We start from the raw sequence: 25,984 nt of genomic DNA, 5'->3' as shown, positions 1-25,984 counted from the left end.
GACCCGGGTCAGTCTGTTTACGAGGACGTGTCTGCGAGCCTGGGCTGGCGCGTGCGGCCGATGACATAAGCTGCGGGAGCGAGTGCCAGCAGCGCGACCATCTGCGCGTAGTGATGCTGGCCGGGCGTGTGCGTCTCCGCAAACAGCGCTGCCAGTGCGATGAAGCCAGCAGCGCCCTCTGCCGATCCGCGCGGTGTCTCCGGCGCGAGCACAGCAGCCAGGTAGCCGCCAATCAGGCCGCAGATCACCGCGATTACCGCTGTCAGCGCAATGAATCCTACCGGCGCGCCATCCCATGGCGTGTCGTGGTGCGTGATCCGGAAGAACCACGCAAGGTAGAACGCGAGTGCGATAAAAGCGCCGAAGAGAGCGGCAATGGTGGCGCGGAAGAGGCGCATAGTGTGCTCTTAGATTACCGGAGCCGTGGCGGCGATGCATTGCCGGTTAGTGGGAATTACGAGGGGCCGGGCAGATTCGTGTCCCGGCGCTTCCTCGAGCCCCCACCGACTTGTCATCCTGAGCAAGCGTAGCGAAGTCGAAAAGAGAGTTTGTCATCCGGAGCGGAACGCAGCGCAGCGGAGTGCAGTCGAAGGACCTGCATTCTGCCTAATGGCGGCAAACATATGGAAGGCATGCCTGGCACCTCTGTGGCTGCAACCGGAATACAGGTCCTTCGACCTCGCTACGCTCCGCTCAGGATGACAAGTCTGGTGGGGTCGGCATCCGGCTGCCTATCGCAGCACCATGCCGATGCGATCCCAGCGCAGCCGCCCTCGTGCAGATCCGGTCGTGCGTTCGGTGCTCAGGTAGACCATCAGTGGTTCGCCCACGATGTTTTCGCGGGGCACGAAGCCCCAGAAGCGGCTGTCCTGGCTGTTGTTGCGGTTGTCGCCCATGGCAAAGTAGCGGCTGTCCGGGATTGGTAGATCGGCTCCGCGAATGCGATGCCGCAGCTCGATCCACCATGTCGCTTCGGCTGCCGGGTCGGCACGCTGCAGGTTAGGGAACTCATCGCGGTAGGCGGAGCGTTCCGCAGGAGAGTACGCGGCAAAGGGCTCAGCGACGGGCCTGCCATTGAGGACGACAGCCCCTCGGCGAAGGTGGATGCGGTCTGTCGGCGTGGCGATGACACGTTTCACCAGCAGTTCCGATGGGTCGACCGGGTAGTGGAAGACGATGATGTCGTCGCGGCGCGGCTCGCGGTAGGGCAGCAGCCAGCGCCAGTGGCCGGGTGTTGCAAAGACCTGCTTGTTCACCAGGACGAAGTCGCCGACAAGCATCGTCGGTTCCATGGAGCTGGTGGGGATCTGCGAGGGCTGCACGAGGAACGTGATGATGAAGAGTGAGACCACCGTCAGGCGCGCAAGCGATCCCACCACCTGCCCCAGGGCGTCCGCGAACGCATTGCCCATACGGGCCATCATCCCTGCGTGCCCGTAGCCGGAATGCCGGAGTCGTCCGCGAGTTCGCCCACTGCAGGAGAGAGGACGTCGTACGCCACGCGCGCGGCAGCCTGCTGCGCAGACTTCTTGCTGGTGCCTTCACCTTCGGCGAGGACGCGGTCGCCCAGCAGAACCTCCACGCGGAAGCGTTTGTTATGGTCGTTGCCGATCTCTTCCACCGTCCGGTAGAGCGGCTGGCCGGCTGCGCGCGCCTGCAGCAGCTCCTGCAGTGCCGATTTCCAATCGCCGACGATGCCGCCGAAACGTGCGCCCTGCTGCGCGGCAGACTTCAGTTCGGCCAGGCGCGGCTGGAAGATCTCTCGTTCGACGAACGATCGCGCGGCCTTCAGGCCGGCGCCACCGTTGCCGCCGGGTGTGGCTGCGTTCGCATCGAGATAGATTGCGGCGACGAGTGCCTCGACGGCGTCGGCCAGCAAGGCAGACTTGGTGCGTCCGCCGCTGGCGTCCTCACCCTTGCCCAGATGCAGATCGCGTCCAAGGCCCAGCCGGACGCCCACCTCGCCCATGCCCTTGCCGCTGACCAGCATGGCGCGCATGCGGGTCAGGTCGCCCTCGCGGCGCTCCGGGAAGTGGCGGACGAGCAATTCCGTGATGAGCAGGCCGACGACGGCGTCGCCCAGGAATTCGAGCTGTTCGTTGTCTTCGCCGGTAGCGTTGGTACGGCCGTCTCCCGCTTCAAAGGCAAGGGAGCTGTGCGTAAGCGCCAGTTGCAGCAGAGCGGCGTCGCGGAAGCGGTAGCGGAGGCGCACTTCCAGCGAATCGTCCGCAGTTGCCGTCTTGGTGGGGCGCTTTGCCATCGTCCTCCATGGTACGGGTTCGCGGGAGCGGGACTCAATGGGCCTGAATGGCGATCCCCTCGAGTTGTCGTCCGAGCGAGTTGTCATTCTCTCGATGTTTCCTCCTGAGTGAGTTGTCATCATCTCGAGTTGTCCTCCTCCTGGATTTGTCATTCTGAGCGGAGCGTAGAGGAGTCGAAGGACCTGCATTCCGCTTGCAGCGGCAAAGATGTGCGAGGTCTGCCGTCAACCTGTGTGCAACGACAAACAGAATGCAGGTCCTTCGACTGCACTACGCCACGCTCCGTTCCGCTCAGGATGACAACTCTGAGGGGGCACCCGGCATCGGGACGATCTCGTGGAGACCGGCCGGTTTAGGCCCGTCCGGCCCGTCGCGTTACCATGGAGTGTCACGAAATTTCAGATTTGGCGCGGCCCTGTGAGGGCTGCGTACGGAAACCGCAAGAGGGCTTAGAGCAGCAATGGCAATCGCATTGGATACGAAGTTGTCGCAGGGTGTGCAGAAGGCTGCGCAAGAGGCCGGTCTGGCCGTGTTGGATGGTGTCGTCAGTTCTGGCTTTAACGGCGCGCCGACCGAGAAGTACACGTTGGCGCTGCCGTCCGCGCCGGAGAAGACCCTGCAGTTGGAACTGGGTGTTGGCTTCGACCTGGCGAACCCTGTCTGCAGCAAGCCCGTGCATACTTTCCTGCTGGAAGTCGCGCAGCGTCTGCGCAATCCTCGGCCTGATGTTTACGTCACGCTGGGCGGCCTGCCCATGAGCATGAGCGGCTGGCAGTGGCCGTTCCACCTGTCCACCAGCGGCGCCGACACCTACATCGTGCACGGCGACACCAAGCTGGAAGACGGCAAGACGCCCGCCGATCAGCAGCTCAAGGCCAAGGTTTCGGCCAGCATGACGGTCACGTTTGCCGAGGTCGTTCCGGCGCCTGAGCAGATCTTTGCGGAGAGCTTTATCTACAACGCCGTCCGCAAGATCCTGGATCAGGGCCAGATCGAACTGACGAAGAGCGGCAACCGCCAGCCGGTGCCGGTGACGACGCGCTACTACTCGGCGAAGCAGGGCCGCTTCATCTTCAATGACACCGACGAGCAGCAGCGCGCGGATTTCCTTGCGGCCAAGGTCTACTGGGCCAGCGGCATCCTGGGCGGCGGTGAGCCGGTGTGGATTGCAGATCCGCGCGATGCGCAGTACCTCAACACAACGGTTGAGTCGTTGAAGAAGACGGCTGAGGCACTGGCCGGCGAGGGCATCCTGAAGCTCGATCCGAAGTTCGAGTTTGCCGCGAGCACCGAGCCTCTGATGAGCCACCACGGCGAGTACGAGGAGCGTATGGCCGAGGCACTTGCCTTCACGCGTCCCACCTTTAACGAAGAGATGCGCGGCGGCCACACGAACATGTAGTTGGTTTCAGAGCCAGATTGCGTTGCTTTCAGGGCCGGATCGTTCCCTTGCTCGCGCTGTCATCCTGAGCGAAGCGCAGAACGGACCGCCTCACTAGGAGCTGTCATCCTGAGCGAAGCGCAGCGAAGTCGAAGGACCCGCATCCTGCTGGTGGCGGCACAAATATGGCTGGAGCGCCCTCCACATTTGTGAAACCGCGAAGCGAAATGCAGGTCCTTCGATTGCACGACGCTGCGCTTTGTTTCGCTCAGGATGACAGATCAGGGTTGGAGCAGGAAGGCTTCTGCCGAAGACGCCGCCGATGAGCAGGAGGCCGATGCATGCGACGGCGTCGATCATGCCCTGAGAATACTGCTGGATTCCTACGCGCCTATACTTCTCTCGATGGGTTTATCTGCAGTCATCGTCGATGATGAGGCGCTTGCGCGGCGCGAGCTTCGTTACCTGCTGGATCGGGTGGGCGAGGTGGAGGTGGTTGCCGAGGCCTCCAATGGTATCGAGGCCGTTGAGACGGTTCGCAGTCATGCGCCGGATGTGGTTTTCATGGATGTGCAGATGCCGGGGCTGGACGGCTTCGCCGTGTTGAAGCGGTTGATGGAAAATCGCGAATTCGTGATGCCGGAGGTTATTTTCGCCACGGCCTACGATCAGTACGCGGTGCGCGCGTTTGAAGTGAACGCGATTGATTACCTGTTGAAGCCCTTTGAAGAAAAGCGTGTGGCACTGGCGATCGAGAAGGCAAGGATGCGCCGCGCCGCCGCATCGACGGCGCAGTCCGAAACTGCGATTGAGACCGTGCCCCAGGCAAGCGCGGAGGAGCGGCTGGAGTCACTGCTGAAGCTACTGGAGACACAGGCGACCGCTGCCGCAACGCAGACGCGTCCGCGTTCCGGCAAGGTGGTCGTGCGTTCCGCGCAGCGGTTGTTGCTGGTCGATCAGCGTGAGATCTGCTTTGCTTCAATTGAAGAGGGCGCGATCTCCGTTGTGACACCGGCGATCGAAGGCATGAGCAACGTCCGCACACTGGAAGAATTGACAGACCAGCTGGATCCGGAGACATTCTGGCGCGCGCATCGCAGCTTTGTCGTGAATATCCAGCATATCCGCGAGGTGGTGCCGTGGTTCAAGTCGAGCTACCTGCTGCGGATGGACGATCGCAAGGCCACGGAGATTCCCGTGGCACGCGCGCAGATCAAACGGCTGCGCGAACTCTTCAATCTATAGCGGCTCGGCGCTGCGTACGTAGTCCCCACTCTTCCCGCCCTTCTTGCTGAGCAGAACGATCTCGCGGATGCGGATGCCCTTGTCCAGCGCCTTCGTCATGTCATAGACGGTGAGTGCGGCGACGGCTGCGGCGGTCATCGCTTCCATCTCGACGCCGGTGCCTGCGACGGTCGCGGCGGTTGCGCGGATGCGAACGCCACCGCCGGTCTTGAGCAGCGCGGCCGGATGCACGATGGTCGCTTCGACATCGATGAACGAGAGCGGCAGCGGGTGACACATGGGGATGAGGTCCGCGGTCTTTTTGGCGGCGGTGATGCCGGCGAAGCGTGCGACCTCCAGCGGATTGCCCTTGGGGTTCTGCGGCAGTGCGGCGAGCACGTCGGCGTTTAGTTCGACGAAGGCCTCGGCGACAGCCTCGCGGCGTGTTGGCTTCTTGTCACTGACGTCGACCATGTGCGCTTCACCGGCGTCGTTGAAGTGCGATAGTTTTGCGCCGTCTCGGTGTGTACTCACAGGTCTTCTCCACGGTGCAGCAGCAGGCCCGCACCCAGCAGTCCTGCGGAGACGATAAACATCGTCTGCACGAAGCTGCGGCTCCAGACGACATTACGCCCGAAGTTGCGGGCAATGAAGACACTCAGCAGCAGCAGGGCCGGCGCCAGCACTGCCAGTGCGATCATTGCTTTTGCGATGGTGCCCCGCATGGTGTGTCGGCGTTCCGTGCTCATGACTTCAGCGTACCGCAGTGAGCTTCAGGAGTGCTGTTCACCGCGCAGCAGGACACCTGTGATCAGCATGGCTGCGTCGAGTACCAGCCACAGTTCGATGGTGTGCGTGTTGTAGTGCACCCAGAGGAAGTGCTTTGTGACGAGGATGGCCACGGTACACAGCACCGGCAGCACGATGGCCGCTACGATCAGCATGGCGCCGGCGCGCTCGCTTGCCGTGAGTTCGCGCGGTTCCGGGTTGGTGCGATCCGGCCTCATGCGGACGAGCTTACCGCGAACGCAGCAGGACCGTCACGACGTCGCCCGGCTGCAGCGCGGTGGCGTCCGGCGGTACGACCAGGTAGCAGTTGGCGCGGGCGTTCGCGTTCAGGTCGCCGGAACCTTGCCAGCCCGTGGGCTTCACGGTCGCACCGGCCAGGGACGAGTCCATGCGCGCGGGAAGAAATCGCGTAAGGCCCGGCCTGACTTTGACTTCAACGGTCAGCTTCGCCAATGCAAAATTGGCTTGCGCTTCGGCTTCCCCGGCGAGCGCGCGGACCATAGGCATGGCGAAGAGCAGTGCCGTCACCTGCGTGGAGACGGGGTTGCCGGGCAGGCCGAAGAGCCACTGCTCGGGGAATTCCGCGGTCGGTGGGATGCGGCCGAAGACGGCTGGTTTGCCGGGCTGCATGGCGACGCCCGTAAAGAAGAACTCCGCGCCCAGCGAGAGCAGGACGTCCTCCACAAAGTCGTACTTGCCTGCGGAGACGCCGCCGGAGAGCACCAGCATCGCGGCATCGCGCGCTCCGGTGATGGCGGCATGCAGCGACTCGCGCGTGTCCGCCGCGGGTGGCAGGATACGCGCGACCCCGCCATGTTCCTGCACCAGCGCGGCGAGTGCGTGTGAGTTGGAGTTGCGGATCTGCATCGCATCCGGAGTGATGTCGAGCGCGACCAGTTCATCGCCGGTGGCAAGCACGGCTACGACCGGTTGCGCGAAGACCGCGATCTCTGCCGCCCCGACCGATGCGGCCAATGCAATCTCCGCAGCACCCATACACACGCCGGCCTGGAGCAGGACATCTCCGGCGCGGGCCTCGGCGGCACGCGGGACGATGTTCTCGCCGACGGACAGGGTGCGGCCCGGCTGCAGCGTCAGCATCGCGTCTTCGATAGTGACGTGTTCCACCATCACCACGGCGTCGGCGCCTTCGGGGACGGGAGCGCCGGTCATGATCTCAAGCGCCTCCCCCGGCTGCAGAGGCGCTCCGGTCCACTGCTCGCCGGCGCGGATTGCACCGATTAATCGCATGGGCGAGTTTGCATCGCTGGATCGCAGGGCGAAACCGTCGCGCGTCGATCGTGGAAAGGGGGGCTGGTCACGGTCTGCCATGATCGCCTGCGCCAGGACGCGGCCGCGGGCGGATGTGAGCGGGATACGCTCCGTCGCAGTACTCAGGGCCTGGGACGGCATCTTGGAAGCAACGATTTGTAACGCGTCAGAACAGGACAACAGTGCCATGTTCCTGAGGGTACATGGGCCGGGAACGCGTATCCTGTCTGGAGGGGATGAGAGCCAATTTGCAGCGCGCTCCGTCCAACGCCCAGCAGCACTCACGCGCGATGTTCTGCGCCAGCCCCAGCAACAACATTGGAGATCGACTCATGCGTTCCATGCACACCCTCGCCGTTGCACTCTGCCTGGCCGCTGCGCCCTTCGCGCATGCCGATGATGCCAGCCACCGCGCCAAGGCTGAGCAGATGCTGCAACTGACCCACACTGACAGCATGATGAAGGAACAGCTTTCCAACCTGCAGGAGCGCATTAACGGCATGGCGAAGCAGCAGTCCGGCCAGGGTACGCTGACGCCCGCGCAGACGACGCTGACCACCACTTACCTGAAGCAGGTACAGGACCTGACCAATGACGAAGTTGGTTGGGAGAAGCTGCGCCCGGCCGTCGTACAGAGTTACGCTGACACCTTTACCGATGCGGACCTCGACGGGATCATCGCGTTCTACAAGTCGCCGGCAGGCATGGCGCTGCTGACCAAGAGCCCGGAGATTGCCGGTAAGACCATGACGATGGTGCAGGACAAGATCAAGGATCTGCAGCCGAAGCTGGGCGCCATGACGGAAGACTACGCAAAGAAGATGCAGGCCGCCGCACCGGCACCTGCTGCTGCGCCCGCTGCACCCGCAGCGAAGCCCTCCACCACAACGGCGAAGCCGGCCGCACCTGCCACCAAGAAGTAATGAGCTGTGTTCTAACGCTGGCGCTCGACGACGAAGCGCAAGACCGCTTCGAGTCGCTGCGCCAGCGGCACTTCCCGATCGCGCGCAATCGCATCCCCGCCCATCTGACGCTCTTCCATACGCTGCCGGAGACGGACGAGACAGTCGCGCGTCTGCGGGAGATTAGCGGCTCGCAGGCTGCTTTTTCTTTGGACATGACCGCACCGAAATCCATCGGCCGCGGTGTAGCTTACTTCTTCGACGCGCCGTCCGCCGTGCTGCTCCATCGCAGGTTGTCCGTGGCGTTTGCGGAGCACCTGAGCGCGCAGGATCGTCAGGGATTCCGGCCGCACGTGGTGGTGCAAAACAAGGTCACGCCTGAGGTTGCGAAGGAGACGCTGGCATTGCTGCTCGTGCGGTTTGAGCCGATCCCAGTGCGTGCGGTTGGACTGGATCTCTGGCGCTATCTCGATGGCCCGTGGGAATACATGCAACGGTTCAGCTTCTTTGGCGAGGGTGCTGAGCGGAGCAACGCTTTTGGAGGGACAGGGCTTTAGCCCTGCCATTCTTAGTCGAGTGATGCATGGGCTTCAGCCCCTAAAGAATTCGCCTCAGCGGCTAAAGCCGCGTTTCTTTTGCACCGATACGACATGGCTGAAGCCATGTCCCTCTGAAAAACAAGCATTTGCTCGCAAGTGACGGCGTCACTTACGCGATAAGGGATCGTGCTGCTGCGCGACCGTCGCGGACCAGGTCTGGCAGGCCGACACCGCGGTAGCCGTTGCCCAGCAGGTGCAGCGCACCAATGGCATCGACATACTGCTGCAACTGCGCCATGCGATCGCCGTGGCCCACTTCATACTGCGGCAGCGCGTCAGGCCAGCGGCGCACGATGGTTACAGCGGCTTCAGGCAACGGACCCAGTACCTTCTTCAACTCATGCTTTGCGGTCGCGGCGATCTCTTCATCGCTGCAGGGGATCAGTGCATCGGCGCGGGCGCCACCGAAGTACGCGCGAACGGACTTGCCGCTCGGCGGGACGCGTCCGTCGAACTTCTGATCGGCAAAGGTGCCTGCGAGTAGTTGGCAATCTTCGCCATCGGGTGAGAGAAAGCCGAAGCCTGCGGGGAGCTTCGGTGCGGCGTCAGCCGCGTAGCCAAAGCCTGCGATGACGGCGGAGCTTGATGGGATATTGAGCAGCGCTGCAGCCTCGGCATTGACCGGCTCAAGCAGCGAAGCAGCCACGTGGACAGGTGCTGCGAGCATCACGTGGTCGTATGTTTTTTCGGCGCCCAGCGTGTCCTGCAGCTGCCATCCCACGGACGTGCGTTCCATCGAGACAATGCCGCGTCCGATCCAGATGGCGTCTGGAGAGATTGCGGCGACCATGCGATCGATCAGCGTCGCCGTACCGCTGCGCAGCGAGGTGAAGACCGTCGCCGCACGCCTGCCGCCCCGCTCTGCTGCGCGGGCCTGAAGTGCAAGCGTCAGCGATCCGTGTTCGCGCTCCATGGCAACGAACGGCGCCATGACCGAACGCACGCTCAGCTTTTCGACGTCGCCGCCAAAGACACCGCCAAGCAGCGGTGCGCCCACGACGCGCAGTACCTCTTCGCCGAAGTGACGCCTTACGAAACTTGCAACGGACTCATCATGATCTGGTGCCGACGCCTTCAACTCGTCGGCGCGGCCCGGTTCCGCAGCGTATGCGGCGCGCGCGGTCTCGCTGAACAGCGGCGATTGCATCACGGCATCCAGCCGCTCTGGCACCATCATGCGCATGCCGTCGGGCATGGCGACCAGCTTGCCATCGCGGAGCACCCACGTGACGCGCGCCTCGTCTTGGGACGGGATGACCTCGTCGCCCAGGCCAAGCTCCTCGGCCAGTTCGCGTGCCCACGGCTTGTCCGTCACCCAGCCATCGGGGCCGCACTCAATGACGAAACCATCCTGGCGATGTGTCTCCACAATGCCGCCGAGACGATTCGATTGTTCGAAGAGTGTGAAGGAGACATCCGCACCAGCCTCGCGCATCCGCTGCAGTTCGTAGGCTGCGGCGAGTCCAGCGATGCCGCCGCCGATGATAGCAACGGAGCGAGCCATCGGTCAGGCGCTCACAGTCTGTGCTTCTTCCACGGGAGCGAGCGTCAGCAGGATCTCTGCAGCAACGTGCGGCTGTTGCACAGGATGGGTCGGGAGGCTCCGCACGCCGCGCCGGGAAAGGTCCGCGAGTGCAGCGATCAACGTGGGCGAATCGTTCAGGCTCTCGGCACGGGAGACGGTGATGCCGCCGATCTCCGCAGCGACCTTCTGGAAGTCGATGTCGATGTCGTAGAGGATCTCGACGTGATCGCAGAGGAAGCCCACGGGCTGCAGTACGGCGCGCGTGTAGCCTTCCTGCTTCAGCGCAGCCAGCAGGTCCGGCACGCCTGGTCCGATCCATGGGCCACCGCTGAGGCCCTGGCTCTGGAAGCAGAAGTACCAGTCTTTCTCGTCCAGGATGTCGCTCAACTCTTCGGCGATGTGCTTCGCCGTTGCCTTGCATTCGATGGCGTAGGTATCAGCATCGGTCGTCAGCATCATGCCGTGATGTTCGCTGGGCTTTGCTTGAATGGTGCGGCAGGGAACCGAATGCGCGGTGAACAGGATGGCCGTCTTCCCGCCGGTTGCAAGTGCGGTCTCATAGGCCTTGCGCATCTTCTCTGCAAAGGCGCGGACGAGGAGTGTGTGCTCACTCCAGCCGGAGACGAAGTCAATCTCAAACGCACCTGCTGCCGCATCTTCCAGCGCTCGGCGATAGAGGCCGACGCTGGTCCGCGAGTTCTGCGGCGCGAGGCAGATGGCGCGAATCTTCTTCACGCCTGCGTCCTTCATCTGCGCGACGGTGTCGGCGATGAAGGGCTTCCAGTTGCGCATGCCCACGTACACCGGCGTGCCGATGCGCTGCTGGAGCAGCTTGCCCTGCAGCAGCGTCCACCGGGTCAGGTGCGGACCTTCTGCGGTGGGTTCGTCGCGCAGACCGATCTCGGCATAGCGCTCCTGCAGTTCGTGCACCACGTGCGGCGGGACGCCACGTCCACCGGTGACCAGCTTCAGGTACGCATCCATCTCGCCCAGCACATCGGGGGTGCCGTGTGCCAGCAGAAGGATGGCGTCGAAGTGTTCCGGCTCCGGCTGCTTCACTTCGGGCGCGGCCATCGCTGCGGCGATCTGGTCGGCGTTGCTGACCTCATACTGCGCGAGGATGCGAGCCTCCTTACCTACGGAAGCATCACTCCCATGTCTCGGAGGCGAGGCGTGGGGCGCCCGGTCGTTCGGATTAAGTTGCTCTTCGAGGTTCAGCTTTTCCGCGGCGAGCCCAATCAGAAAATAGGGAAGGTCCTTGATCATCGCGCACTCAGCTCCTTGACCCACTTCGACACGTTGATGACGGCGTCGACGGGTGTGCCGGGAACGATGCCATGTCCCAGATTGAAGATATGACCGTTACGATTGCCTGCCGCATCCAGTACCTGCTGCACACGCTGCTTCAGCAGGTCTTCCGGTGCGAAGAGTGCAATGGGATCGAGATTGCCCTGTACGGCGACGCCTTCGCCCGCGAGACGCCAGCCTTCCTCGAGCGGCACGCGCCAGTCCAGGCCGAGCACGTCTGCGCCGGTCTCGCGCATGGTGCTGAGCAGCGACGCAGTGTCGACACCGAAGTAGATGACGGGGACGCCCAGTGCCTTGACGCGCTGCACAAGCTCGGTGGTGAAGGGCAGAACGAAGTCACGATAGTCCGCGACGGAGAGCGCACCGGCCCAGCTATCAAAGATCTGGATGACGTCCGCGCCGGCCTGCACCTGCTGTGCGGCGTAGGCTGCGAGCACGGTGTTCAGCTTGTCCATCAGCATGGACCACGCGGTGCGGTCGCTGTACATCAGCTTCTTCATCTCGACGTAGTTGCGAGAGGATCCGCCTTCGATCATGTAACTGGCGAGCGTGAACGGAGCGCCGATGAAGCCGATGATGCCCAGGCGATCGCCGTCCGGACGGGCTGGTGCGAAGTGCTTCGCGACCTGCTCAATCGCGCGCGCGACGTAGTTCAACTCATCCGCGCGGTCGGTCCGCAGCGCTTCGACCTGCTCGCGGGTGCGGATGGGCTGATGCACCACGGGACCTTCGCCGTTGACGAACTCGAAGTCGAGACCCATGGGCGTGAAGGGCAGCAACAGGTCCGCGAAGATGATGGCGGCGTCCACGTCGAGGCGCTCGGCCGCGGTGATGGTCACCTCGGCGGCAACATCGGGCGTGCGGCAGATCTCCAGCAGCGAATGGTTGCGGCGTACGGCCATGTACTCCGGCATGTAACGGCCGGCCTGGCGCAGGAACCACACGGGGGTGCGGTCGACCGGCTGACACAGGCAGGCACGGACAAAGCGGCTGTCAGACAGGCCGTCAGCGCGTTGTTTTGACATTTTGACAACTGTTGAAACGTCGGTCATCTGCTACGCCGTCGGAGCGACGAACTCCTTCGGCAGCTCGCCGCCGGAACCGTAGAAGAAGTCGTTCATCTGCTCGACGAGAAACTCCTGCGCCTGCGGTGTCCAGGGCTGCAGACGGTATTCGTTCAGCAGCATCTTCTGACGCTCAATCCACTCGCCCCATGCCTTCTTGCTGACGGTGTTGTAGATCTTGTTGCCAAAATCGGAATCGAAGGGCGGCTCATCCAGCCCTTCCATCTCAGCCTTGTACTTCGAACAGAAAACCATGTGTGCCATGTCGATCCGTGCTCCTAAACCACCTCTGATTGTACCGGTGCAGGATCGGCGGAGTGCTGTGGGATCAACATGGCTGGGCGATCTGTTAGCGGGCGGGCGTTCCATCGCGCTCGCCCTTACCCGGCACGATCTCGCCATTCTCGTCGTAGGGGCAGTGTCGGCAGCCGTTGTTGCAGCAGGTACCGCGTTTACGCAGATAAGCCGCGGTGAAAACGAGGAATGGACCGTCGTAGTAGGTGTCTTCGTCGGCCAGGGGCTGCTGCGAGTCGCTCATGCGAAGAGGCCGCTTTGTGGAGGCTCGAGGACGGGGATGGGTTTGTCTACGCGCGGCGCGGTGTTGCGGCGGATGCCCTGCGGTGTTGCGACTGCGTCAAGAGGCTCTCCTGCTACGTCACACGGCACGCCGCCGCGCAGGTGGACTTTTTTGCCGGCGACGGCGTTGGTGCGCTCGCCAGGGACGATGACGCCGATGAGGTTGACGGGGTCGCTGGCGGCGAGTGTCACCACGTCGTCCTGCTTCAGATCACGTGTGGCGCGCAGGCTTTCGACGGCCTCGGGCAGCGCGAACTGCTCGCCGTTGAAGCCGTGGACAAAGCGGCCACCACGAATCTCACCGCGCGCCTCCAGGCGGCGCAGCATGCGGACCAGGTCGCGCCATTTGGGCACGTTGGCCTCGCGTTGCAGAAGGTCGCGGAAGACGACGCCGTAGCGCGCCAGCAACATGCGTGCGGCGGCGGCTAGGGAGGTTTCCTGCTCGCGGGCTCGTTCGGGCGCGGAGAGTTCGCGGTGCTCTTCTTCTGTGAAGAGCGACCAGCGGCCCGCGGTGCTGCGTGTGCCGCGGCGCGCGCCGTTCACGACGGGTTCGGCGGCCAGCGGCTTGCGCTTGGGATCCATCATGATGCGCAACTGGTCGAAGCCGTCAGCAGAGGCGATGCCGGCGGTGGCGAGTTCCCAGAGGGCGGTCTGTGTTTGTTGCTTGCTGAGGACGCACATGCGCTGCAGGTCGCTGGCGAAGCATGCGCCGCGCTCGCGCAGGGTGTTGCGGATGGAGAGCGCTTCGGGCGAGAGGGCTTGCTGGAGTTTGTCTTCTTCGATGCACTTGGCGGCGAGCGCTGCCGGTAGCCAGTCGGCGCTTTCACGCAGGAAGAAGGTGATGGGCGCCATGTTGGTGGGGATGACGCGGCGCGGTGCGGCACCGTCGCCGGCGGCCCACGCGGGGTGCGGCGAGATGCGGCCCCAGCCGACAGCGCCACTGAGGCAGAGCTGGTCGAGCCACTTGCCGTCGTAGTCCTTGACGCGCTGCGGCAGCAGGTTCCGCTCCCACTCGATGGCAGGCGCTTCGAAGCCTTCGAGTTGGAGGAGGGCTTCGAGCACGCCCTCTTCTCCGGCGAGCTGCGTCTGCGGCCCGAGATGCTGCCAGCGCACAAGCCAGCGCATGAAGACGGCGGGCGTGACAGCTTCGATCTGCTTGCGCAGTGCGCCGAGTGTGAGGCGGTGAATGCGCTGGAGGATACGGCGTTCGCACCACTCGACGTCCTTGTCGTCCTCGGCCGCGGCGGGTGCTTCGAAGATGCCGCGGAGCGCGAGGCCCTGCATCTCCATGGCGACGAGTTGCTGTACGAGGGCTCGTGGCTGGAGTGAGAGGAGCGCGGCGATGCTGCGGGCGGTGGTGGGGCCGAGGATCTGGAGGATGCCCTGGGTCAGGAGGCGGAGGGCTTCTTCGTGAGAGGGAACAGGGATCAGGGAACAGAGAACAGTTTCTGCGCCTTTCGCTGCGGGGCCGGCGTTTGAGGTGATTGCTTGCAGTGCCTGTGCGTGCTCGAGGCGTTCGGTTGCGACCCAGCAGTCTTCTTTGCCGAAACGGAGGATCTGAGCGCGGCCGCGTGCTTGCAGGCGCTCGAAGAAGAGCGGCCAGTGGCGGCTTGCTTGTGCTCGGTGAGCCTGGACTTCTTCGTCATTGCAGGCATCGGAACCCGCCCTTGCTTCGCAAGAATGGGGCACCCGGTCGTTTTCGCCTCGCGGATGCTGTTCGCTGTTCCCTGATCCCTGTTCTCTGAACAGTGCCACCGGCAGAGCGATGGTGCTGAAGAGCAGGTCGTGCAACTCGTGCTCGTCGCGGAGGTCGGGCCAGATCTCGCAGCGGGTCTGGCGGATGGCTGCGGGGTCGAGTCGGCCTGCTTCGCCGAGGACGGAGTCGGGGATGGTGCCTCGCAGGGAGACGGCGCGGGCGCGGCGCTCGCCCAGGTCGGCTTCGTCGAGGAAGGCGTTCTGGTTGGCGTTGAGTAATTCGTGCGAGAAAAGGGAGGGCACGGGCGTGTCGACGGCGATGCATTCGATGGTGCCATCGTGCATCGCGCGCAGGATCTGCTGCAGACCTTCCAGATCCATTGCTTCCTGCAGCACGTCCTGCATCACCTCACGGACGAGCGGGTGATCCGGGATCTGAATGTCGCCGACGATCGTCTCGAAGCATGCCGCGGCTTGCGGGAAGACGGAGGCCAGCAGGTCCTCACCGCGCGTGCGTTGAATCTGCGGCGGTACCTTCTTGCCCTTGCTGAAGCGCAGCAGTTGGAGCGAGCGGTTCGCAGCCCAGCGCCAGCGTGTCTTGAAGATGGGGGAGGCGAGCGAGGCCTGTTCGAGCAGCTCTTTCGCGGTGTGTTCTGTCAGGAAGTGGAAGACGTCGGCGAGCGGGAAGCTGTGCTGTTCGGCCAGGCAGATGTTGATGCCGTTGTCGGTCGCGGCTGCTTGCAGCTCGTAGTTGAAGCCGCGGCAGAAGCGCTTACGCAGCGCGAGTCCCCACGCCTTGTTGATGCGGCCGCCGAAGGGTGCGTGCAGGATGAGCTGCATGCCGCCGCCCTCATCGAAAAAGCGCTCGGCGACGATGGTGGTCTTGGTGGGCACGCAGCCCAAAACGGCGCGGCCGCTGACGATGTATTGCACCAGTTGCATCGCGGCGCTTTGGCACACGGCGCATTCTTCCATCAGCCATGCGACGGCGTCCGCGACGACGGGATCTTCAGGAATGACACGTTCATGGTGCACGCCTTGCGTGCGGTCGCTGATGGCTTTGCGGAGGTCGCCGACGAAGTCGCTGAGGACGTCCGTGCGTTGCGGTGCCTCACCATCCCAGAAAGGCACGGAGGGCGGCGCGCCGTGCGCATCTTCGACGAGGACGCGGCCTTCTTTTTCGACGGTGAGAATGCGCCAGCTTGAGTTGCCCAGCTGGATGACATCGCCCGGTCCGCTGTCGACGGCGAAGTGTTCGCCGAGTGTGGCGATGGTGTGGCCTTCGGGCATTAGGACCACGGAGAACATCGCCGTGTCCGGGATGGCGCCACCGTTGCCGATGGCGGTCATGCGTGCGCCACGCCGTGGATGCAGCACGCCGGCGACACCGTCGCGCAGAAGGTACGCGCCGTAGCGTCCGCGAGAGTTCTCAATGCCGGTGTGCAGCAACGTGACGATCTCGTCGAACTCGGTGCGTGAGAGGTCGCGATACGGATACGCGCGGGTGACCAGCGCGAACATCGCATCCTCTTCCCACGGCTCCGCGCCGCACATGGCGACCATCTGCTGCATCAATACATCGCGCGGCTGCGGTGGAATCTCCAGCTTGTCGAGCGAGCCCAAGCGCATGGCGCGGACGAGCGCTGCCTGCTCCAACAGGTCGTCGCGCGTGGAGGCGAAGAAGCGGCCCTTAGGGATGGCTCCGCGCCAGTGGCCTGCGCGTCCCACACGCTGCATGGCGACGGCCACGGCGCGTGTGCTGTTGAGCTGGATGACCAGGTCGACGGCACCGATGTCGATGCCCAGTTCGAGCGATGCGGTGGCGACGAGGCACTGGATCTCGCCGGCTTTGAGGCGCTGCTCCGCGTCGAGACGTAGTGCTCGCGAGAGGGAGCCGTGGTGTGCTGCGACGTTCTCTTCCCCGAGCCGTTCGCCCAGCGCGCAGCACAGTCGTTCCACCATGCTGCGGGTGTTGACGAAGACGAGCGTGGAGCGGTGTTCGCGCGCAAGTTCGGCCATGCGATCCACGATCTCGATCCACATCTTGCTGTCGCGGACGCTGCCGAGTTCGGTGGCGGGAATTTCGATGGCGAGATCGAGCGTGCGACGCTGTCCTACCTGGACGATGGTGGCGCGACGGTAAAGGGGATAGGAAACAGGGAACAGGGAACAGTTGCTGGCTTCCTCCGGTATTTGTGATGTGCGCGCGGAATGCAGGTCCCCTTCGACAAGCTCAGGGCAGGCTTTCGACTTCGCTGCGCTTCGCTGAGGATGACAAATCTCAGAGGGGGCGCTCTTCCCTGTTCCCTGTTCTCTAAACCTTCCACTCGGCACTCCCGTGAGGAAATCCGCAACCAGCTCGATCGGATTCTGCGTTGCGGAGAGGCCGATGCGTTGTGGTGCTTTGGCCATACCCATCAGCATGGCGCCCGGTGTCAGGCGATTCTCTCCGGTGACGAGTGCGTCGAGGCGTTCCAGGGTGAGTGCGAGATGCGCTCCGCGCTTGTCGTCGGCCATGGCGTGAATTTCGTCGACGATGACGGTGTGCACGCAGCGCAGGTTTTCGCGCGCCTTCGCGCTCGTCAGCAACAGGTAGAGCGACTCCGGTGTGGTGACCAGAATGTGTGGCGGCTGCTTCAGCATGGCCACGCGCTCTTTTGGCAGTGTGTCGCCGGTGCGCACGCCAGTGCGGATGCCTGGGAAGAGATAGCCGTCTTCCATCGCGAGTTGCAGGATCTCGCGCAGTGGCTCTTCCAGGTTCTTCTGCACATCGTTGCTCAGCGCTTTGAGCGGTGAGACGTAGACGATCTGCGTGTATGGCGACAGTGTGCCCGCCATCGCCTCCGTGACCAGGCGGTTGATGGCGACGAGAAAGGCCGTGAGTGTCTTGCCGCTGCCGGTCGGTGCAGAGATCAGTGTGGGTTCGCCGCGCAGAATGGCGGGCCAGCCCTCGATCTGCGGCTCCGTCGGTGTGCCGAATTTTCCCACGAACCATCGCTGCACCACGGGGTGCGCCCACGCCAGGGCGGCAGGGACCTCCGGCAGTGTTGCGGCAATCGGCAGGGGAGCGAAGGCGGCCATGCCGAATTCTATCGCCTTCGTCCTTTGTTCGCTTTGGCGCCTCGATTCTGGTGCAATCTGGTCCTCTGAGAAGATGGAAGTTATGGAAATCGAACTTCAGGAACGCGCCGCAAAGATTAAAGTTGTCGTCTTCGATGTGGATGGTGTGCTGACCGACGGCATGCTGTACTTCATCCCCACCGGTAAGAAAGAGGATGGCTCTGTCGCGTCCGTTGAGGTCAAGGGCTTCTCCGCGCATGACGGCCTGGGCATGGGCATCGGCCGCATTGCCGGGCTGCGCTTCGGCATTATCACCAAGCGGTCGAGCGACACGGTTGCCGTTCGCATGCGCGACCTGAAAGTTGAGTTCATTCACCAGGGATCGCAGCAGAAGATGGAGGCGATCCGCTCCATCATGGCAGAGGCGGATGTCGCGCTGGATGAGATTGCCTATGTCGGGGACGACATCATCGACCTGCCGCCGATGCGTGCAGTTGGGCTTGCGGTCGCGACGTGGAATGCGCGTGAGCAGGTGAAGGCCGCGGCGCACTATGTCACGCCCAGCGCGGGTGGACATGGCGCGGGTCGCGACACGATTGATCTGATCCTGGATGCGAAGGGCGTCCTGCTGGAGTCGATGGAGGAGTATTTGCGCCAGGCTGGTACGGCGACGGACATCGGCCACGGCGTCCAGTAATCCAACGCCGTCGGTGTGCCCCATTCATGCGCGGCCTTCTTGCGCATGAGTGGGTTCTACTCAGCGCAGAAGCCGTCGTGAGTCCTGCCGCACTTTGCGAAACTCCCGTCCATCGGCATCGCTTATGGACGGGCATCCGGATCGGTGGTGTTACAGCCGCTCTTCGAGGGAGTGGAGTGTTGGCGGCGTGATGTTCAGCGCCTTACGGCCAAGGATGAACGCCAGGTGCACGGCGAGCGCAATGCCTGTGCCGGCCAGCGTGGCAAGAACGCGATGCAGCATCACCTCGCGTGGTGGCTGATGTGCGACCGCCAGTACAAAGCAGATGTAACCCGTCAGCGCGAGCGCGAAAGCGCCATAGTTCACGTTGGCCAGCAGGTAGGCGGCGAACTGGAAGACGAGGACCAGCAGTGCGAGCCACATGCCGCGAGGCTGCAGCTCCACCACAATGACGGTGCAGAGTGCGGCGCCCGCGAGTGTGCCGGCAGCACGTAGTAAGGCGCGCAGGGCCGTGGCGGAAAACTCCGGTTTCGGGATTAACAACGCGGTCATGCCGATCCAGTAGGCGCTCGTCCACGTCTGCGCCCGGTAGATTGCGATGGAAACCGCTGCTGTGACGCCCATACGCAGTGCGAACTGAAAGGCGCCACTGCGGGGCTTCAACTGCTCCAGCAGGAAGGCTCGCTGGAAGTGCGTAGGATCAAAGTCCGGGCTTGAGAAACGTGTCTGCGCCGCTGCAACGAAGTATCGGCAGAGCAGCAGGATTGCGTATTGGAGCAAGGCACCCGCCAGCACGCCCGCTCCACGCAGCAGCGCGGAATAAACCAGGTCATGCGTTGTGCCGGGCGTGCTTGGCGCTGCGGACGAGACGACGAGAAAAATACAGCACTGCTGGCCGACCCATGCGGTCGCTGTGCTGATGCTGTTGGACAGACCGTAGAGCACAGCCCACACGACGGACGTGACCAGCAGCGCAGTCGTGCTGTCCCGGCAGAGCGCTCCGACCAGTGCCGAGATGGCAATGCCGATGGACGCAGCAAGCATCGCGCCGGAGCGATGGAAGAGTGGCGGTTGATAGGATCCGAAGCCGACGCACTGTGCTCCGCCGACCATCAGTGCGGCTGTACCGGGATAGCCAAAATGCAGGCCGACGATCAGCGGCAGTGCGATGCCCGGCAGGCAGAGAAATGCATGGAGTGGTTCGGATTTCGACCAGTCAAATGCCACGAGTTGGGATCGAAAGTTCTCCGCCACGAACTCTATGATGCGGCTTTTCGAGCATGCTTGTCTTGCGTCGTGCGGCTCTGCGAGGCTGCTCAGCGTGTGCCGAAGCTGACCTTTACACCACCGAAGAGCGTGATGGGTGCACCGGGCGAGAAGTAGGTGGTGTTGCGCAGCGGGTAATCTCCGCTGGCATACGCCGTGAAGGGCCGCGCGATGAAGTTGCCGTTGTTGTCGTAGGGCGTCGTGGCGAGCTGACCGGTGGTGTAGTAGTGCCGGTTGAGCAGGTTGTTGATCTCTGCAAAGAGCTGCAGGTGCGCATTGAAGGTGTAGCGTGAGCCGAGATTGACGACGCCGTAGCCCGGCGACTTACCGCTGCCCAGGTAGTACTGACCGTCCGCCTGGTGCAGGTTGTTTTCATTGCCCTTCACGAAGGAGCTGCCGATGGCGTTGAAGTCGGCGCTGATCCCCAGCTTCTTCAGCGGGTGGTAGTCCACGTAGGTCTTGAACATGTGTTGCGGCACCTGCGGGATGTGATTGCCGGGCAGGATGGTGATCAGACCGCCGTCCGTTACGCCTTTCTCGCCCGCAAGTGCGTTGCTGTTGCTGCTGTTGCTGTCGGCCTCGATGACCTGCGGACTCTGATACGTGGCTTCGAGGAAGGTGTAGTCAACCCCAAGATCCACGTTGCGCAGATGTGCTGCGGTTGATGCCTCAACGCCCTGGCGCCGCGTCTTGCCGAAGTTCTGAAAGTAGCCAAAACCGGTCGCCTGCGATGCGACGAAGAGCAGGTCGTCGTAATTGATTGTGTGGAAATAGCCGGCGGAGTAGCGGTACCGGCCGTCTGGATTGCCGCGGAAGCCGAACTCGTAGGTGCGGCTGACCACCTGCTTCAGCGGCGGATCGCTGACAAGCGCATTGGGCAGCGAGCAGGGAAAGTCGGGGTCGGCGCAGCCAAGCTCTGTGGAGGTTGGTGCGCGGCTTGCTTCGCCGTAATCGAAGTAGGCATTGAGCATTGCGCTGGGCTTGTAGACCATACCCGCAGTCGGGTTGAAACGCTGAAAGATGTTTACGGCTGTCAGCGTACCGTGCGCGGCGGATGGTGGCAGCCGGTCTGTGTTGTCGATGTTGGTGTGGTTGTAGCGGCCGCCGGCGTTGAAGACCCACTTGCCCAGGCTCAGCGTGTCTGTGAGGTAGAAGCTGGGCGTTGTCGTCACACCATGCAGATTGACGCGGCTGTCGATCGGGCTGCCGCTATCGTCAATCTCGCTGCCGTCAGAGAACGAGGGAACACGTGTGATGGTGATGCCGTCCGGGTTCAGGTAGCCCCACTGCGACGTCTGGATGAAGGTCAGACCGCCACGGTCAAACCCCGCACCCACGGCGAGCTTGTTGTGCGTGGTGTTCCATGAGAGCGCGGCACTGGCGCCATAGGCATGCTGACGATTGACCGTGTCCGTGTCTACGCCGGTACATTTCTCCGCGGGCTCTGCCTTTTCGAGCGTCTGCGCGACACAGCGCAGGTAAGGGAACGGAGTGTTCGCCGCGGTGATGGGCGTTGTTGGGAACGGAATGTGTGCCGCCGTCAGAGCGGTCTTGTCCCCGGTGCTCAGGGTGTAAAGCGACTGATCGAAGCTGTTGTCGTTGACATCGCCGTTGCTGGTGTTGGTGCGTGTGGAACGGATGTAGGCATTGCCGTTGATGCTCAAGCCGTGGCTCAGGGTCTGCGTCACGTTGAGCGTCAGGAAAGGCTGGTGCTGGTAAGTGGCATCGGGGATCGAGTAGACGCTGCCATAGCCATGATTGAGGCCGGTCGTGCGATTCATCGCGCGGAAGTCCTGCGTGCCATTCCCGATGAGGTTGTTGATCGAATAGCCGCCGGAGAGCGAGAGCAGTGTGTCTTTGTGCGCATAGCCGATCTTTGCGAAGGACTGCTTCACGCTGGATGGCGACTGAACGCGCCATCCGTCCTCATGAAAGAGCGTGCCGGCTGCGAACCAGTTCCACGGACCTTTGCTGCCGCCCCACTCCGCATCGACGGCGCGTCGGCCGAAGCCGCCGCCATAGCCGCTGATGGAGAACCCGCTGTTGCTGATGCCATCTTTCGTCTGCACCGCGATGGCGCCGCCCAGGGTGTTGAGGCCGTAGACAGGGTTTGATCCGGGGATGAGTTCCGTGGTGCTGATGGCGACCTTGGGAATCAGATCCCACTGCACGACATCGCCGAAGGGCTGGTTCTGGCGAACACCGTCGAGATAGACCGACAGTCCCGCGGGCGCGCCGACAAGCGGCGATGCGGTGTAGCCGCGATAGTTCACGTCCGGCTGAAAGGGGTTGTTCTGATTCTCGTTCACATAAACGCCGTTCAGACGGCGTTTCAATGTGTCGGTCAGGTCAATGGCGTTGGTGTCTTCGATGGTCTGCGAGGTGACTGTCTGAACGGGCAGAGGCACATCGCTCAGAGGGACATCCAGCGATCCGATCGGAGTGGATGCAATGACATTCACGCTGGTGTTCGTGCTGCCGATGGTCATCACGACGGTGCGCTGCACCGGCTCAGTAGAGCGAAGATTGAAGTGCAATGTCTGCGCTGCGAAGCCGCTATTAGACAACACCAGCGTGTAGCGGCCGAAGGCGAGGTCGGAGAGCGTAAGCGATCCATCGCTCTCCGTCTGCACACGACGGCTGGGGCTGGGCCCGTAGAGCACGCCGTGCGAGACGAGCGCGCGGCCCGCAGGATCGTTCACCTGCAGGTGGATGCTACTCATGGGCTCCTGCGCGATCGCAGATGCAGCGGCTGAGAGCAGAACGGGCAGAAGTAAGGTACTGCGAACAAACGGCATGCTGCTTATTCCTTCAAGACAAACAAGTGCTGCGGCCGGGTGGATACCGGGAGATGTCGTGCTCCACGGAATGAAGAGCACATCGCGGAGAAGAGAGCGGATTCACATCTATATTCCGGGGCGCACCAATCTGTTCAGCCTTTTTTGCGGGTTTGTTTCTGCTTCCCTGCGCAGCTTTGTGCGATGACACGCGTTACGTCCGTGCGCCATAATGCTGCTTATCCTCTCCATGGCCGGCCTCTCCAATCCGATCAGCCTGTTCCGCACTGCCGCGCAGAGTGCACCGGGGGTGGAAGCCGTCTCATCGCAGGACACTGCGGCGCTGCAGGCTGAAGTGCTGGCTCTGTTTGACGATCTGCGTGATCGGCTGCTGCGGTACAGCCTGTCGTTCGGGATCGCACGTCATGATGCGGAAGATGTTCTGCAGGAGTGCTTCCTGGCGCTCTTCCGGCATCTGCAGGCCGGTCGCTCGCGTGAGAACCTTTCCGGCTGGGCCTTCCGGACGACTCACAATCTTTCGCTCAAGCGTCGCGCTTCAGTGCATGCCGAGTATCGCGCTGCCGTGCCGGAGGAGACAGCCCAGATCCAGGTGTGCGACGACGGTCCAGGGCCGGAAGAGCATGTGCTTTTCAGCGAACGTCAGGAGCGCCTGCGCGCCGTCGTTCGTGCGCTGCCGGAGACGGACCAGATGTGTCTGAGGCTGCGCGCGGATGGCATGCGGTATCGCGAGATTGCCGGTACGCTCGGCATCTCCCTCGGATCCGTCGCAGCGTCGCTCGCGCGCTCATTCGAGCGACTGCAGAGGATGGACGCGCGATGACACTCTTCCTGCGCGGCCAACACCTTCGCGACCAGGACATCCTTCTGTTGCAGGAGGGGGAGTTGTCGGAGCAGCAGGCAACGGAGTTTGCAAAGCACCTGTACAGTTGCAGGATCTGCCAGGCGAAACACGCAGCGTTGAAGGCAGCTTCGGAGCATCTGGACGAGCTCAAGGTGGTCCCTGCGGATGCAGCGGAGGACGCGTTGCGCAACCATCTGCAATCCCGGTTGGCGGAGGCTGCTGCTGTCCGTGGCGAAGTTTCCTGGCTGCATACATTGCGGCAACCAAAAATGCTCGCGCGGCTGGCGTCCGTGGCCGCTCTGCTGGCAGTCTCAATCGCTTGGCAGCAGGCGTACCGGCCACTGCAGGACCGGATGGGGCCCTATGAGGAGACCGGCCCGAAGCCAGTCCGTGCGCTGACTCCGGGTGCCGTGCGTCCCGTGGCGTTGTCCGAATTATGCAGTTTGCCGGACAACGATCTGGATCCGAAGGTGCCCGTGGAGAAACAGCGCGCCGTCTTCCGTGCCTATGGCATGGATGATCGTGCGGCTCGCGGATACCAGGTGGATTACCTGATCAACCCGCAACTCGGCGGTGATGACGATGTCGAAAATTTATGGCCTGAGCCGTATCACTCAACCGTCTGGAATGCGACGGCGAAAGACGCGCTGGAGACAAAGCTGCACAGCATGGTCTGCGGCGGCCAACTGGATCTGACGGCGGCTCAGCATGAGCTGGCAACGGACTGGGTTGCGGCTTATAAGAAGTACTTCCATGCGGACCGGCCGGTGAGCACGGTGGCCGCGGCGGATGGATTGCCAGTGCTGGAGCGCTGACCCTCACACACACAAAGACTTGTCATCCTGAGCGTCAGCGCGCAGTCAAAGGACCTGCATTCCGCCTGCGGTGCTCGAAATGTGCATGGGAACTCCCACACACATTTGTAGCGCTGCAAGAGAAAGCAGGTCCTTCGACTTCGCTCAGGATGACAGGTCCTGCGATAAGCGAGAAGGGAAGAGGCCGATTACAGCGTCTTGAGATACTCGACGACTTCCGTGATCTCCACGGGCTTCAACTGGTCCTTGAATGGCGGCATGGGAACCTTGCCGTTCATGATGCGATCGGTCACCGTTTCGTCGGTAACCTTGGTGGTGCCGTCCGCCATCACCCCGCGGGCGTACAGGCCTTTCAGGCCCGGGCCAATCTTCTTGTCGGTGGTATCGGCGCTGTGACAGATGGCGCACTTGGAGTCGAAGGTGGCCTTGCCGTGGGTGGCGGCTTCGCTCATCTGCGCGCCCGCGCTCAGGAACGACAGGCCAAGAACGGCCACGCTGGAGAAGAGAACCTTGCTGCTGTTGCGCATGCTGGGTAAATCCTTTGGCCCCGGCATTGGCCGGTGGCAGAAGTGGGTTCGACGGTAAGACGAATCATAAGATGCAAAGGCCGCGCCCGCGTTTGATCTGCTGTGGCGCGGCCTTTCATAGGAGCAAAACTACGGTAGAACCACCAGACCCCAGGGGCTTCCGCCCGAGGGCGCCTTGGCCTTGACGGTCATGGTGGCCAGGTCGACAGCGGTCACATCGTTCGAAGGGCCGTTGGCCGTGTAGAGCGTGCTGCCGTCGGGTGACAGTGCGATACCCCAGGGACGCTTGCCCACGGCCACATCGCCCACCGGTGCCTGTGTCTTTGTATCGATGACGACCACCTTACCACCGCGTCCGGTGCTGGTGTACAGCTTCGACGCGTCGGGCGACATCAGCACGAACATGGGCTTCACCTCACCCGGCTTGCCGAGTTCGATGGTCTTCACGATCTTCTTCTTTGCAACATCGATGACAGTGACTGTGCCATCGTTTTCCGCATTGATATACGCGGTCTTGCCGTCAGGCGTGAAGGCCACGTTGCGTGGGCGATGGCCGACCGGGAAGGTCGCGGTGATCTTGCCAGTCTTCGGATCCAGCACGGAGATGGTTCCGCCTGCCTCCGAGGTGACAAAGACAAAGCTGCCGTCCGGCGACGTCTTCACGCCCTCCGGCTGCGCGCCCATCTTCTGGGTCGCGTCGATCTTGCCGCTGTCGATGTCGATGATGGAAACAGCGCTCTCATCTTCGTTCGACACATAGAGCTTCTTGCCGTCTTTGCTCAGGTCGAAGTTTTCCGGATCGCTGCCACCCGGGATGATCTTCAGCAGCTTATTCGCTGCGATGTCGAAGACACCGATGCCGTCCTTGGAGTGGTCGCTGGGTGGCAGCGTGCTCTCATCCACGCCCGGACCGCCGATGGGCGTGCCACTCAGTGCGATGTACAACGTCTTACCATCCGGGCTGGCATGAATGCCGCGCGGACGCGTGCCGATCTTCAACTGCTCCAACTGCTTCATGGTGGTCGCGTCAATGACAGTCAGTTCGCCGGAGACCTCGTCCGTAACGTAGATGCGCGGTCCCTTGGCCGTCTCCATGGTTGGACCCGCGGGCGCGGCAGGCGCCTCGGACTTGGGTGCGGACTTGCATCCGGTGAGGGCGACGAGCAGGCTTGCCGAAAGTACCAGGTGACGCGTGTTCCGCATGGTCCGTCCTTGTTGATCTAATTGTGCAGTTCGCTTCGTCCGGTCACCCGGACGCCAAATGCGTTAACGTTCTCCCGCCACGCCTTTTCAGCGCATGGACGATAGGTTCGTCTCATACCGCAACGCCGCGATTATAGAACCCGCATTCACCCTTGGCGACCGCGTTGATGCGCCATGAGCG

24 protein-coding genes are annotated in these 25,984 nt (G+C 62.9%); 7 read left to right on the top strand and 17 right to left on the bottom strand.

Annotated elements, in window-relative coordinates; translation table 11 throughout:
* Positions 1-17 precede the first annotated feature (17 nt).
* From BLW03_RS09165 to rnc, 3 genes are all read right to left on the bottom strand, one after another.
* Complete coding sequence (locus tag BLW03_RS09165) at positions 18-398, bottom strand: MFS transporter (protein ID WP_074653535.1); 381 nt, start codon at positions 396-398, stop codon at positions 18-20.
* A gap of 333 nt (positions 399-731) precedes the next feature.
* Entirely contained in the window at positions 732-1,412 is a 681-nt protein-coding gene (gene lepB / locus BLW03_RS09160; protein ID WP_244502023.1) for a signal peptidase I, read from the bottom strand.
* A gap of 8 nt (positions 1,413-1,420) precedes the next feature.
* On the bottom strand, positions 1,421-2,260 hold the full coding sequence (rnc, locus tag BLW03_RS09155; protein ID WP_074653532.1) for a ribonuclease III: 840 nt from the start codon (positions 2,258-2,260) through the stop codon (positions 1,421-1,423).
* Between the two features lie 461 nt (positions 2,261-2,721).
* Here rnc and BLW03_RS09150 point away from each other — a divergent pair, with 461 nt between their 5' ends.
* Together BLW03_RS09150 and BLW03_RS09140 are read left to right on the top strand one after the other, a co-directional pair.
* The gene (locus BLW03_RS09150) at positions 2,722-3,663 is read left to right on the top strand and encodes a hypothetical protein (protein ID WP_074653531.1); all 942 of its coding nucleotides are present in this window, start codon (positions 2,722-2,724) and stop codon (positions 3,661-3,663) included.
* Positions 3,664-4,047: 384 nt separating this feature from the next.
* Positions 4,048-4,887 (top strand): LytR/AlgR family response regulator transcription factor, encoded by an 840-nt coding sequence (locus BLW03_RS09140; protein ID WP_074653528.1) that lies wholly within the window; start codon positions 4,048-4,050, stop codon positions 4,885-4,887.
* Here BLW03_RS09140 and moaC read toward each other — a convergent pair.
* The 4 genes from moaC to BLW03_RS09120 are packed head-to-tail and all read right to left on the bottom strand — an operon-like array spanning position 4,882 to position 7,116.
* On the bottom strand, positions 4,882-5,400 hold the full coding sequence (gene moaC / locus BLW03_RS09135) for a cyclic pyranopterin monophosphate synthase MoaC (protein WP_074653526.1): 519 nt from the start codon (positions 5,398-5,400) through the stop codon (positions 4,882-4,884). The two genes, BLW03_RS09140 and moaC, sit on opposite strands and share 6 nt — an antisense overlap.
* The gene (locus BLW03_RS09130) at positions 5,397-5,615 is read right to left on the bottom strand and encodes a hypothetical protein (RefSeq protein ID WP_074653525.1); all 219 of its coding nucleotides are present in this window, start codon (positions 5,613-5,615) and stop codon (positions 5,397-5,399) included. The genes moaC and BLW03_RS09130 overlap by 4 nt, the downstream gene beginning before the upstream one ends.
* A 24-nt stretch (positions 5,616-5,639) precedes the next feature.
* Positions 5,640-5,873, bottom strand: coding sequence for a hypothetical protein (locus tag BLW03_RS09125; RefSeq protein WP_074653523.1), 234 nt, complete (start codon positions 5,871-5,873; stop codon positions 5,640-5,642).
* Positions 5,874-5,883: 10 nt separating this feature from the next.
* Complete coding sequence (locus tag BLW03_RS09120) at positions 5,884-7,116, bottom strand: molybdopterin molybdotransferase MoeA (protein ID WP_074653521.1); 1,233 nt, start codon at positions 7,114-7,116, stop codon at positions 5,884-5,886.
* Between the two features lie 47 nt (positions 7,117-7,163).
* Here BLW03_RS09120 and BLW03_RS09115 point away from each other — a divergent pair, with 47 nt between their 5' ends.
* On the top strand, positions 7,164-7,850 hold the full coding sequence (locus BLW03_RS09115; protein ID WP_170835001.1) for a DUF2059 domain-containing protein: 687 nt from the start codon (positions 7,164-7,166) through the stop codon (positions 7,848-7,850).
* A complete protein-coding gene (locus BLW03_RS09110) occupies positions 7,850-8,386 on the top strand; it encodes a 2'-5' RNA ligase family protein (RefSeq protein WP_074653518.1) in 537 nt (178 codons plus the stop codon). Before BLW03_RS09115 ends, BLW03_RS09110 begins: the two co-directional genes overlap by 1 nt.
* A 151-nt stretch (positions 8,387-8,537) precedes the next feature.
* Here BLW03_RS09110 and hemG read toward each other — a convergent pair whose 3' ends face one another.
* The 6 genes from hemG to BLW03_RS09080 all read right to left on the bottom strand — a co-directional run bounded on the left by hemG (position 8,538) and on the right by BLW03_RS09080 (position 17,677).
* Positions 8,538-9,932 (bottom strand): protoporphyrinogen oxidase, encoded by a 1,395-nt coding sequence (hemG, locus tag BLW03_RS09105; protein ID WP_074653516.1) that lies wholly within the window; start codon positions 9,930-9,932, stop codon positions 8,538-8,540.
* A 3-nt stretch (positions 9,933-9,935) separates the two neighbouring features.
* On the bottom strand, positions 9,936-11,219 hold the full coding sequence (gene hemH / locus BLW03_RS09100; protein WP_074653515.1) for a ferrochelatase: 1,284 nt from the start codon (positions 11,217-11,219) through the stop codon (positions 9,936-9,938).
* On the bottom strand, positions 11,216-12,286 hold the full coding sequence (hemE, locus tag BLW03_RS09095; RefSeq protein WP_244502022.1) for a uroporphyrinogen decarboxylase: 1,071 nt from the start codon (positions 12,284-12,286) through the stop codon (positions 11,216-11,218). Before hemE ends, hemH begins: the two co-directional genes overlap by 4 nt.
* A 30-nt stretch (positions 12,287-12,316) precedes the next feature.
* A complete protein-coding gene (locus BLW03_RS09090; RefSeq protein WP_074653512.1) occupies positions 12,317-12,589 on the bottom strand; it encodes an oxidative damage protection protein in 273 nt (90 codons plus the stop codon).
* Between the two features lie 85 nt (positions 12,590-12,674).
* The gene (locus BLW03_RS09085) at positions 12,675-12,863 is read right to left on the bottom strand and encodes a DUF5522 domain-containing protein (protein WP_074653510.1); all 189 of its coding nucleotides are present in this window, start codon (positions 12,861-12,863) and stop codon (positions 12,675-12,677) included.
* The gene (locus BLW03_RS09080; RefSeq protein WP_083350427.1) at positions 12,860-17,677 is read right to left on the bottom strand and encodes a DEAD/DEAH box helicase; all 4,818 of its coding nucleotides are present in this window, start codon (positions 17,675-17,677) and stop codon (positions 12,860-12,862) included. Before BLW03_RS09080 ends, BLW03_RS09085 begins: the two co-directional genes overlap by 4 nt.
* An 82-nt stretch (positions 17,678-17,759) precedes the next feature.
* Here BLW03_RS09080 and BLW03_RS09070 point away from each other — a divergent pair, with 82 nt between their 5' ends.
* Positions 17,760-18,353 carry a KdsC family phosphatase gene (locus BLW03_RS09070; protein ID WP_074655892.1) on the top strand — a complete coding sequence of 198 codons (594 nt, stop codon included), beginning with the start codon at positions 17,760-17,762 and terminating at the stop codon, positions 18,351-18,353.
* Positions 18,354-18,503: 150 nt separating this feature from the next.
* Here BLW03_RS09070 and BLW03_RS09065 read toward each other — a convergent pair whose 3' ends face one another.
* Together BLW03_RS09065 and BLW03_RS09060 are read right to left on the bottom strand one after the other, a co-directional pair.
* Complete coding sequence (locus BLW03_RS09065; RefSeq protein WP_074653508.1) at positions 18,504-19,607, bottom strand: FUSC family protein; 1,104 nt, start codon at positions 19,605-19,607, stop codon at positions 18,504-18,506.
* A gap of 62 nt (positions 19,608-19,669) precedes the next feature.
* Positions 19,670-22,342: a TonB-dependent receptor gene (locus tag BLW03_RS09060; protein WP_244502021.1), complete on the bottom strand. Its 2,673-nt coding sequence runs from the start codon at positions 22,340-22,342 to the stop codon at positions 19,670-19,672.
* Positions 22,343-22,646: 304 nt separating this feature from the next.
* Between BLW03_RS09060 and BLW03_RS09055 the strand changes: the two genes are divergently transcribed.
* Together BLW03_RS09055 and BLW03_RS20420 are read left to right on the top strand one after the other, a co-directional pair.
* Positions 22,647-23,237, top strand: a complete 591-nt coding sequence (locus BLW03_RS09055; protein ID WP_212733165.1) for an RNA polymerase sigma factor — start codon at positions 22,647-22,649, stop codon at positions 23,235-23,237.
* Entirely contained in the window at positions 23,234-24,073 is an 840-nt protein-coding gene (locus tag BLW03_RS20420) for an anti-sigma factor (RefSeq protein ID WP_139285157.1), read from the top strand. Before BLW03_RS09055 ends, BLW03_RS20420 begins: the two co-directional genes overlap by 4 nt.
* A 188-nt stretch (positions 24,074-24,261) precedes the next feature.
* Here the strand turns inward: BLW03_RS20420 and BLW03_RS09045 are convergent, their stop codons facing one another.
* Positions 24,262-24,600 carry a c-type cytochrome gene (locus BLW03_RS09045; protein WP_074653504.1) on the bottom strand — a complete coding sequence of 113 codons (339 nt, stop codon included), beginning with the start codon at positions 24,598-24,600 and terminating at the stop codon, positions 24,262-24,264.
* Between the two features lie 129 nt (positions 24,601-24,729).
* A complete protein-coding gene (locus BLW03_RS09040) occupies positions 24,730-25,803 on the bottom strand; it encodes a beta-propeller fold lactonase family protein (protein WP_074653502.1) in 1,074 nt (357 codons plus the stop codon).
* Between the last annotated feature and the right edge of the window lie 181 nt (positions 25,804-25,984).

The sequence above is a fragment of the Terriglobus roseus genome (assembly GCF_900105625.1).
Lineage (GTDB): Bacteria > Acidobacteriota > Terriglobia > Terriglobales > Acidobacteriaceae > Terriglobus > Terriglobus roseus_B.
This window is presented reverse-complemented; position numbering and strand designations above follow the sequence as displayed.

Coding starts and splice junctions, on each gene's coding strand:
- BLW03_RS09165 (WP_074653535.1), bottom strand. CDS start 398: ATGCGCCTCTTCCGCGCCACCATTGCCGCTCTCTTCGGCGCTTTTATC.
- lepB (WP_244502023.1), bottom strand. CDS start 1,412: ATGGGCAATGCGTTCGCGGACGCCCTGGGGCAGGTGGTGGGATCGCTT.
- rnc (WP_074653532.1), bottom strand. CDS start 2,260: ATGGCAAAGCGCCCCACCAAGACGGCAACTGCGGACGATTCGCTGGAA.
- BLW03_RS09150 (WP_074653531.1), top strand. CDS start 2,722: ATGGCAATCGCATTGGATACGAAGTTGTCGCAGGGTGTGCAGAAGGCT.
- BLW03_RS09140 (WP_074653528.1), top strand. CDS start 4,048: ATGGGTTTATCTGCAGTCATCGTCGATGATGAGGCGCTTGCGCGGCGC.
- BLW03_RS09130 (WP_074653525.1), bottom strand. CDS start 5,615: ATGAGCACGGAACGCCGACACACCATGCGGGGCACCATCGCAAAAGCA.
- BLW03_RS09125 (WP_074653523.1), bottom strand. CDS start 5,873: ATGAGGCCGGATCGCACCAACCCGGAACCGCGCGAACTCACGGCAAGC.
- BLW03_RS09120 (WP_074653521.1), bottom strand. CDS start 7,116: ATGGCACTGTTGTCCTGTTCTGACGCGTTACAAATCGTTGCTTCCAAG.
- BLW03_RS09115 (WP_170835001.1), top strand. CDS start 7,164: ATGAGAGCCAATTTGCAGCGCGCTCCGTCCAACGCCCAGCAGCACTCA.
- BLW03_RS09110 (WP_074653518.1), top strand. CDS start 7,850: ATGAGCTGTGTTCTAACGCTGGCGCTCGACGACGAAGCGCAAGACCGC.
- hemG (WP_074653516.1), bottom strand. CDS start 9,932: ATGGCTCGCTCCGTTGCTATCATCGGCGGCGGCATCGCTGGACTCGCC.
- hemH (WP_074653515.1), bottom strand. CDS start 11,219: ATGATCAAGGACCTTCCCTATTTTCTGATTGGGCTCGCCGCGGAAAAG.
- hemE (WP_244502022.1), bottom strand. CDS start 12,286: ATGTCAAAACAACGCGCTGACGGCCTGTCTGACAGCCGCTTTGTCCGT.
- BLW03_RS09090 (WP_074653512.1), bottom strand. CDS start 12,589: ATGGCACACATGGTTTTCTGTTCGAAGTACAAGGCTGAGATGGAAGGG.
- BLW03_RS09085 (WP_074653510.1), bottom strand. CDS start 12,863: ATGAGCGACTCGCAGCAGCCCCTGGCCGACGAAGACACCTACTACGAC.
- BLW03_RS09080 (WP_083350427.1), bottom strand. CDS start 17,677: ATGGCCGCCTTCGCTCCCCTGCCGATTGCCGCAACACTGCCGGAGGTC.
- BLW03_RS09070 (WP_074655892.1), top strand. CDS start 17,760: ATGGAAATCGAACTTCAGGAACGCGCCGCAAAGATTAAAGTTGTCGTC.
- BLW03_RS09060 (WP_244502021.1), bottom strand. CDS start 22,342: ATGAGTAGCATCCACCTGCAGGTGAACGATCCTGCGGGCCGCGCGCTC.
- BLW03_RS09055 (WP_212733165.1), top strand. CDS start 22,647: ATGGCCGGCCTCTCCAATCCGATCAGCCTGTTCCGCACTGCCGCGCAG.
- BLW03_RS20420 (WP_139285157.1), top strand. CDS start 23,234: ATGACACTCTTCCTGCGCGGCCAACACCTTCGCGACCAGGACATCCTT.
- BLW03_RS09045 (WP_074653504.1), bottom strand. CDS start 24,600: ATGCGCAACAGCAGCAAGGTTCTCTTCTCCAGCGTGGCCGTTCTTGGC.
- BLW03_RS09040 (WP_074653502.1), bottom strand. CDS start 25,803: ATGCGGAACACGCGTCACCTGGTACTTTCGGCAAGCCTGCTCGTCGCC.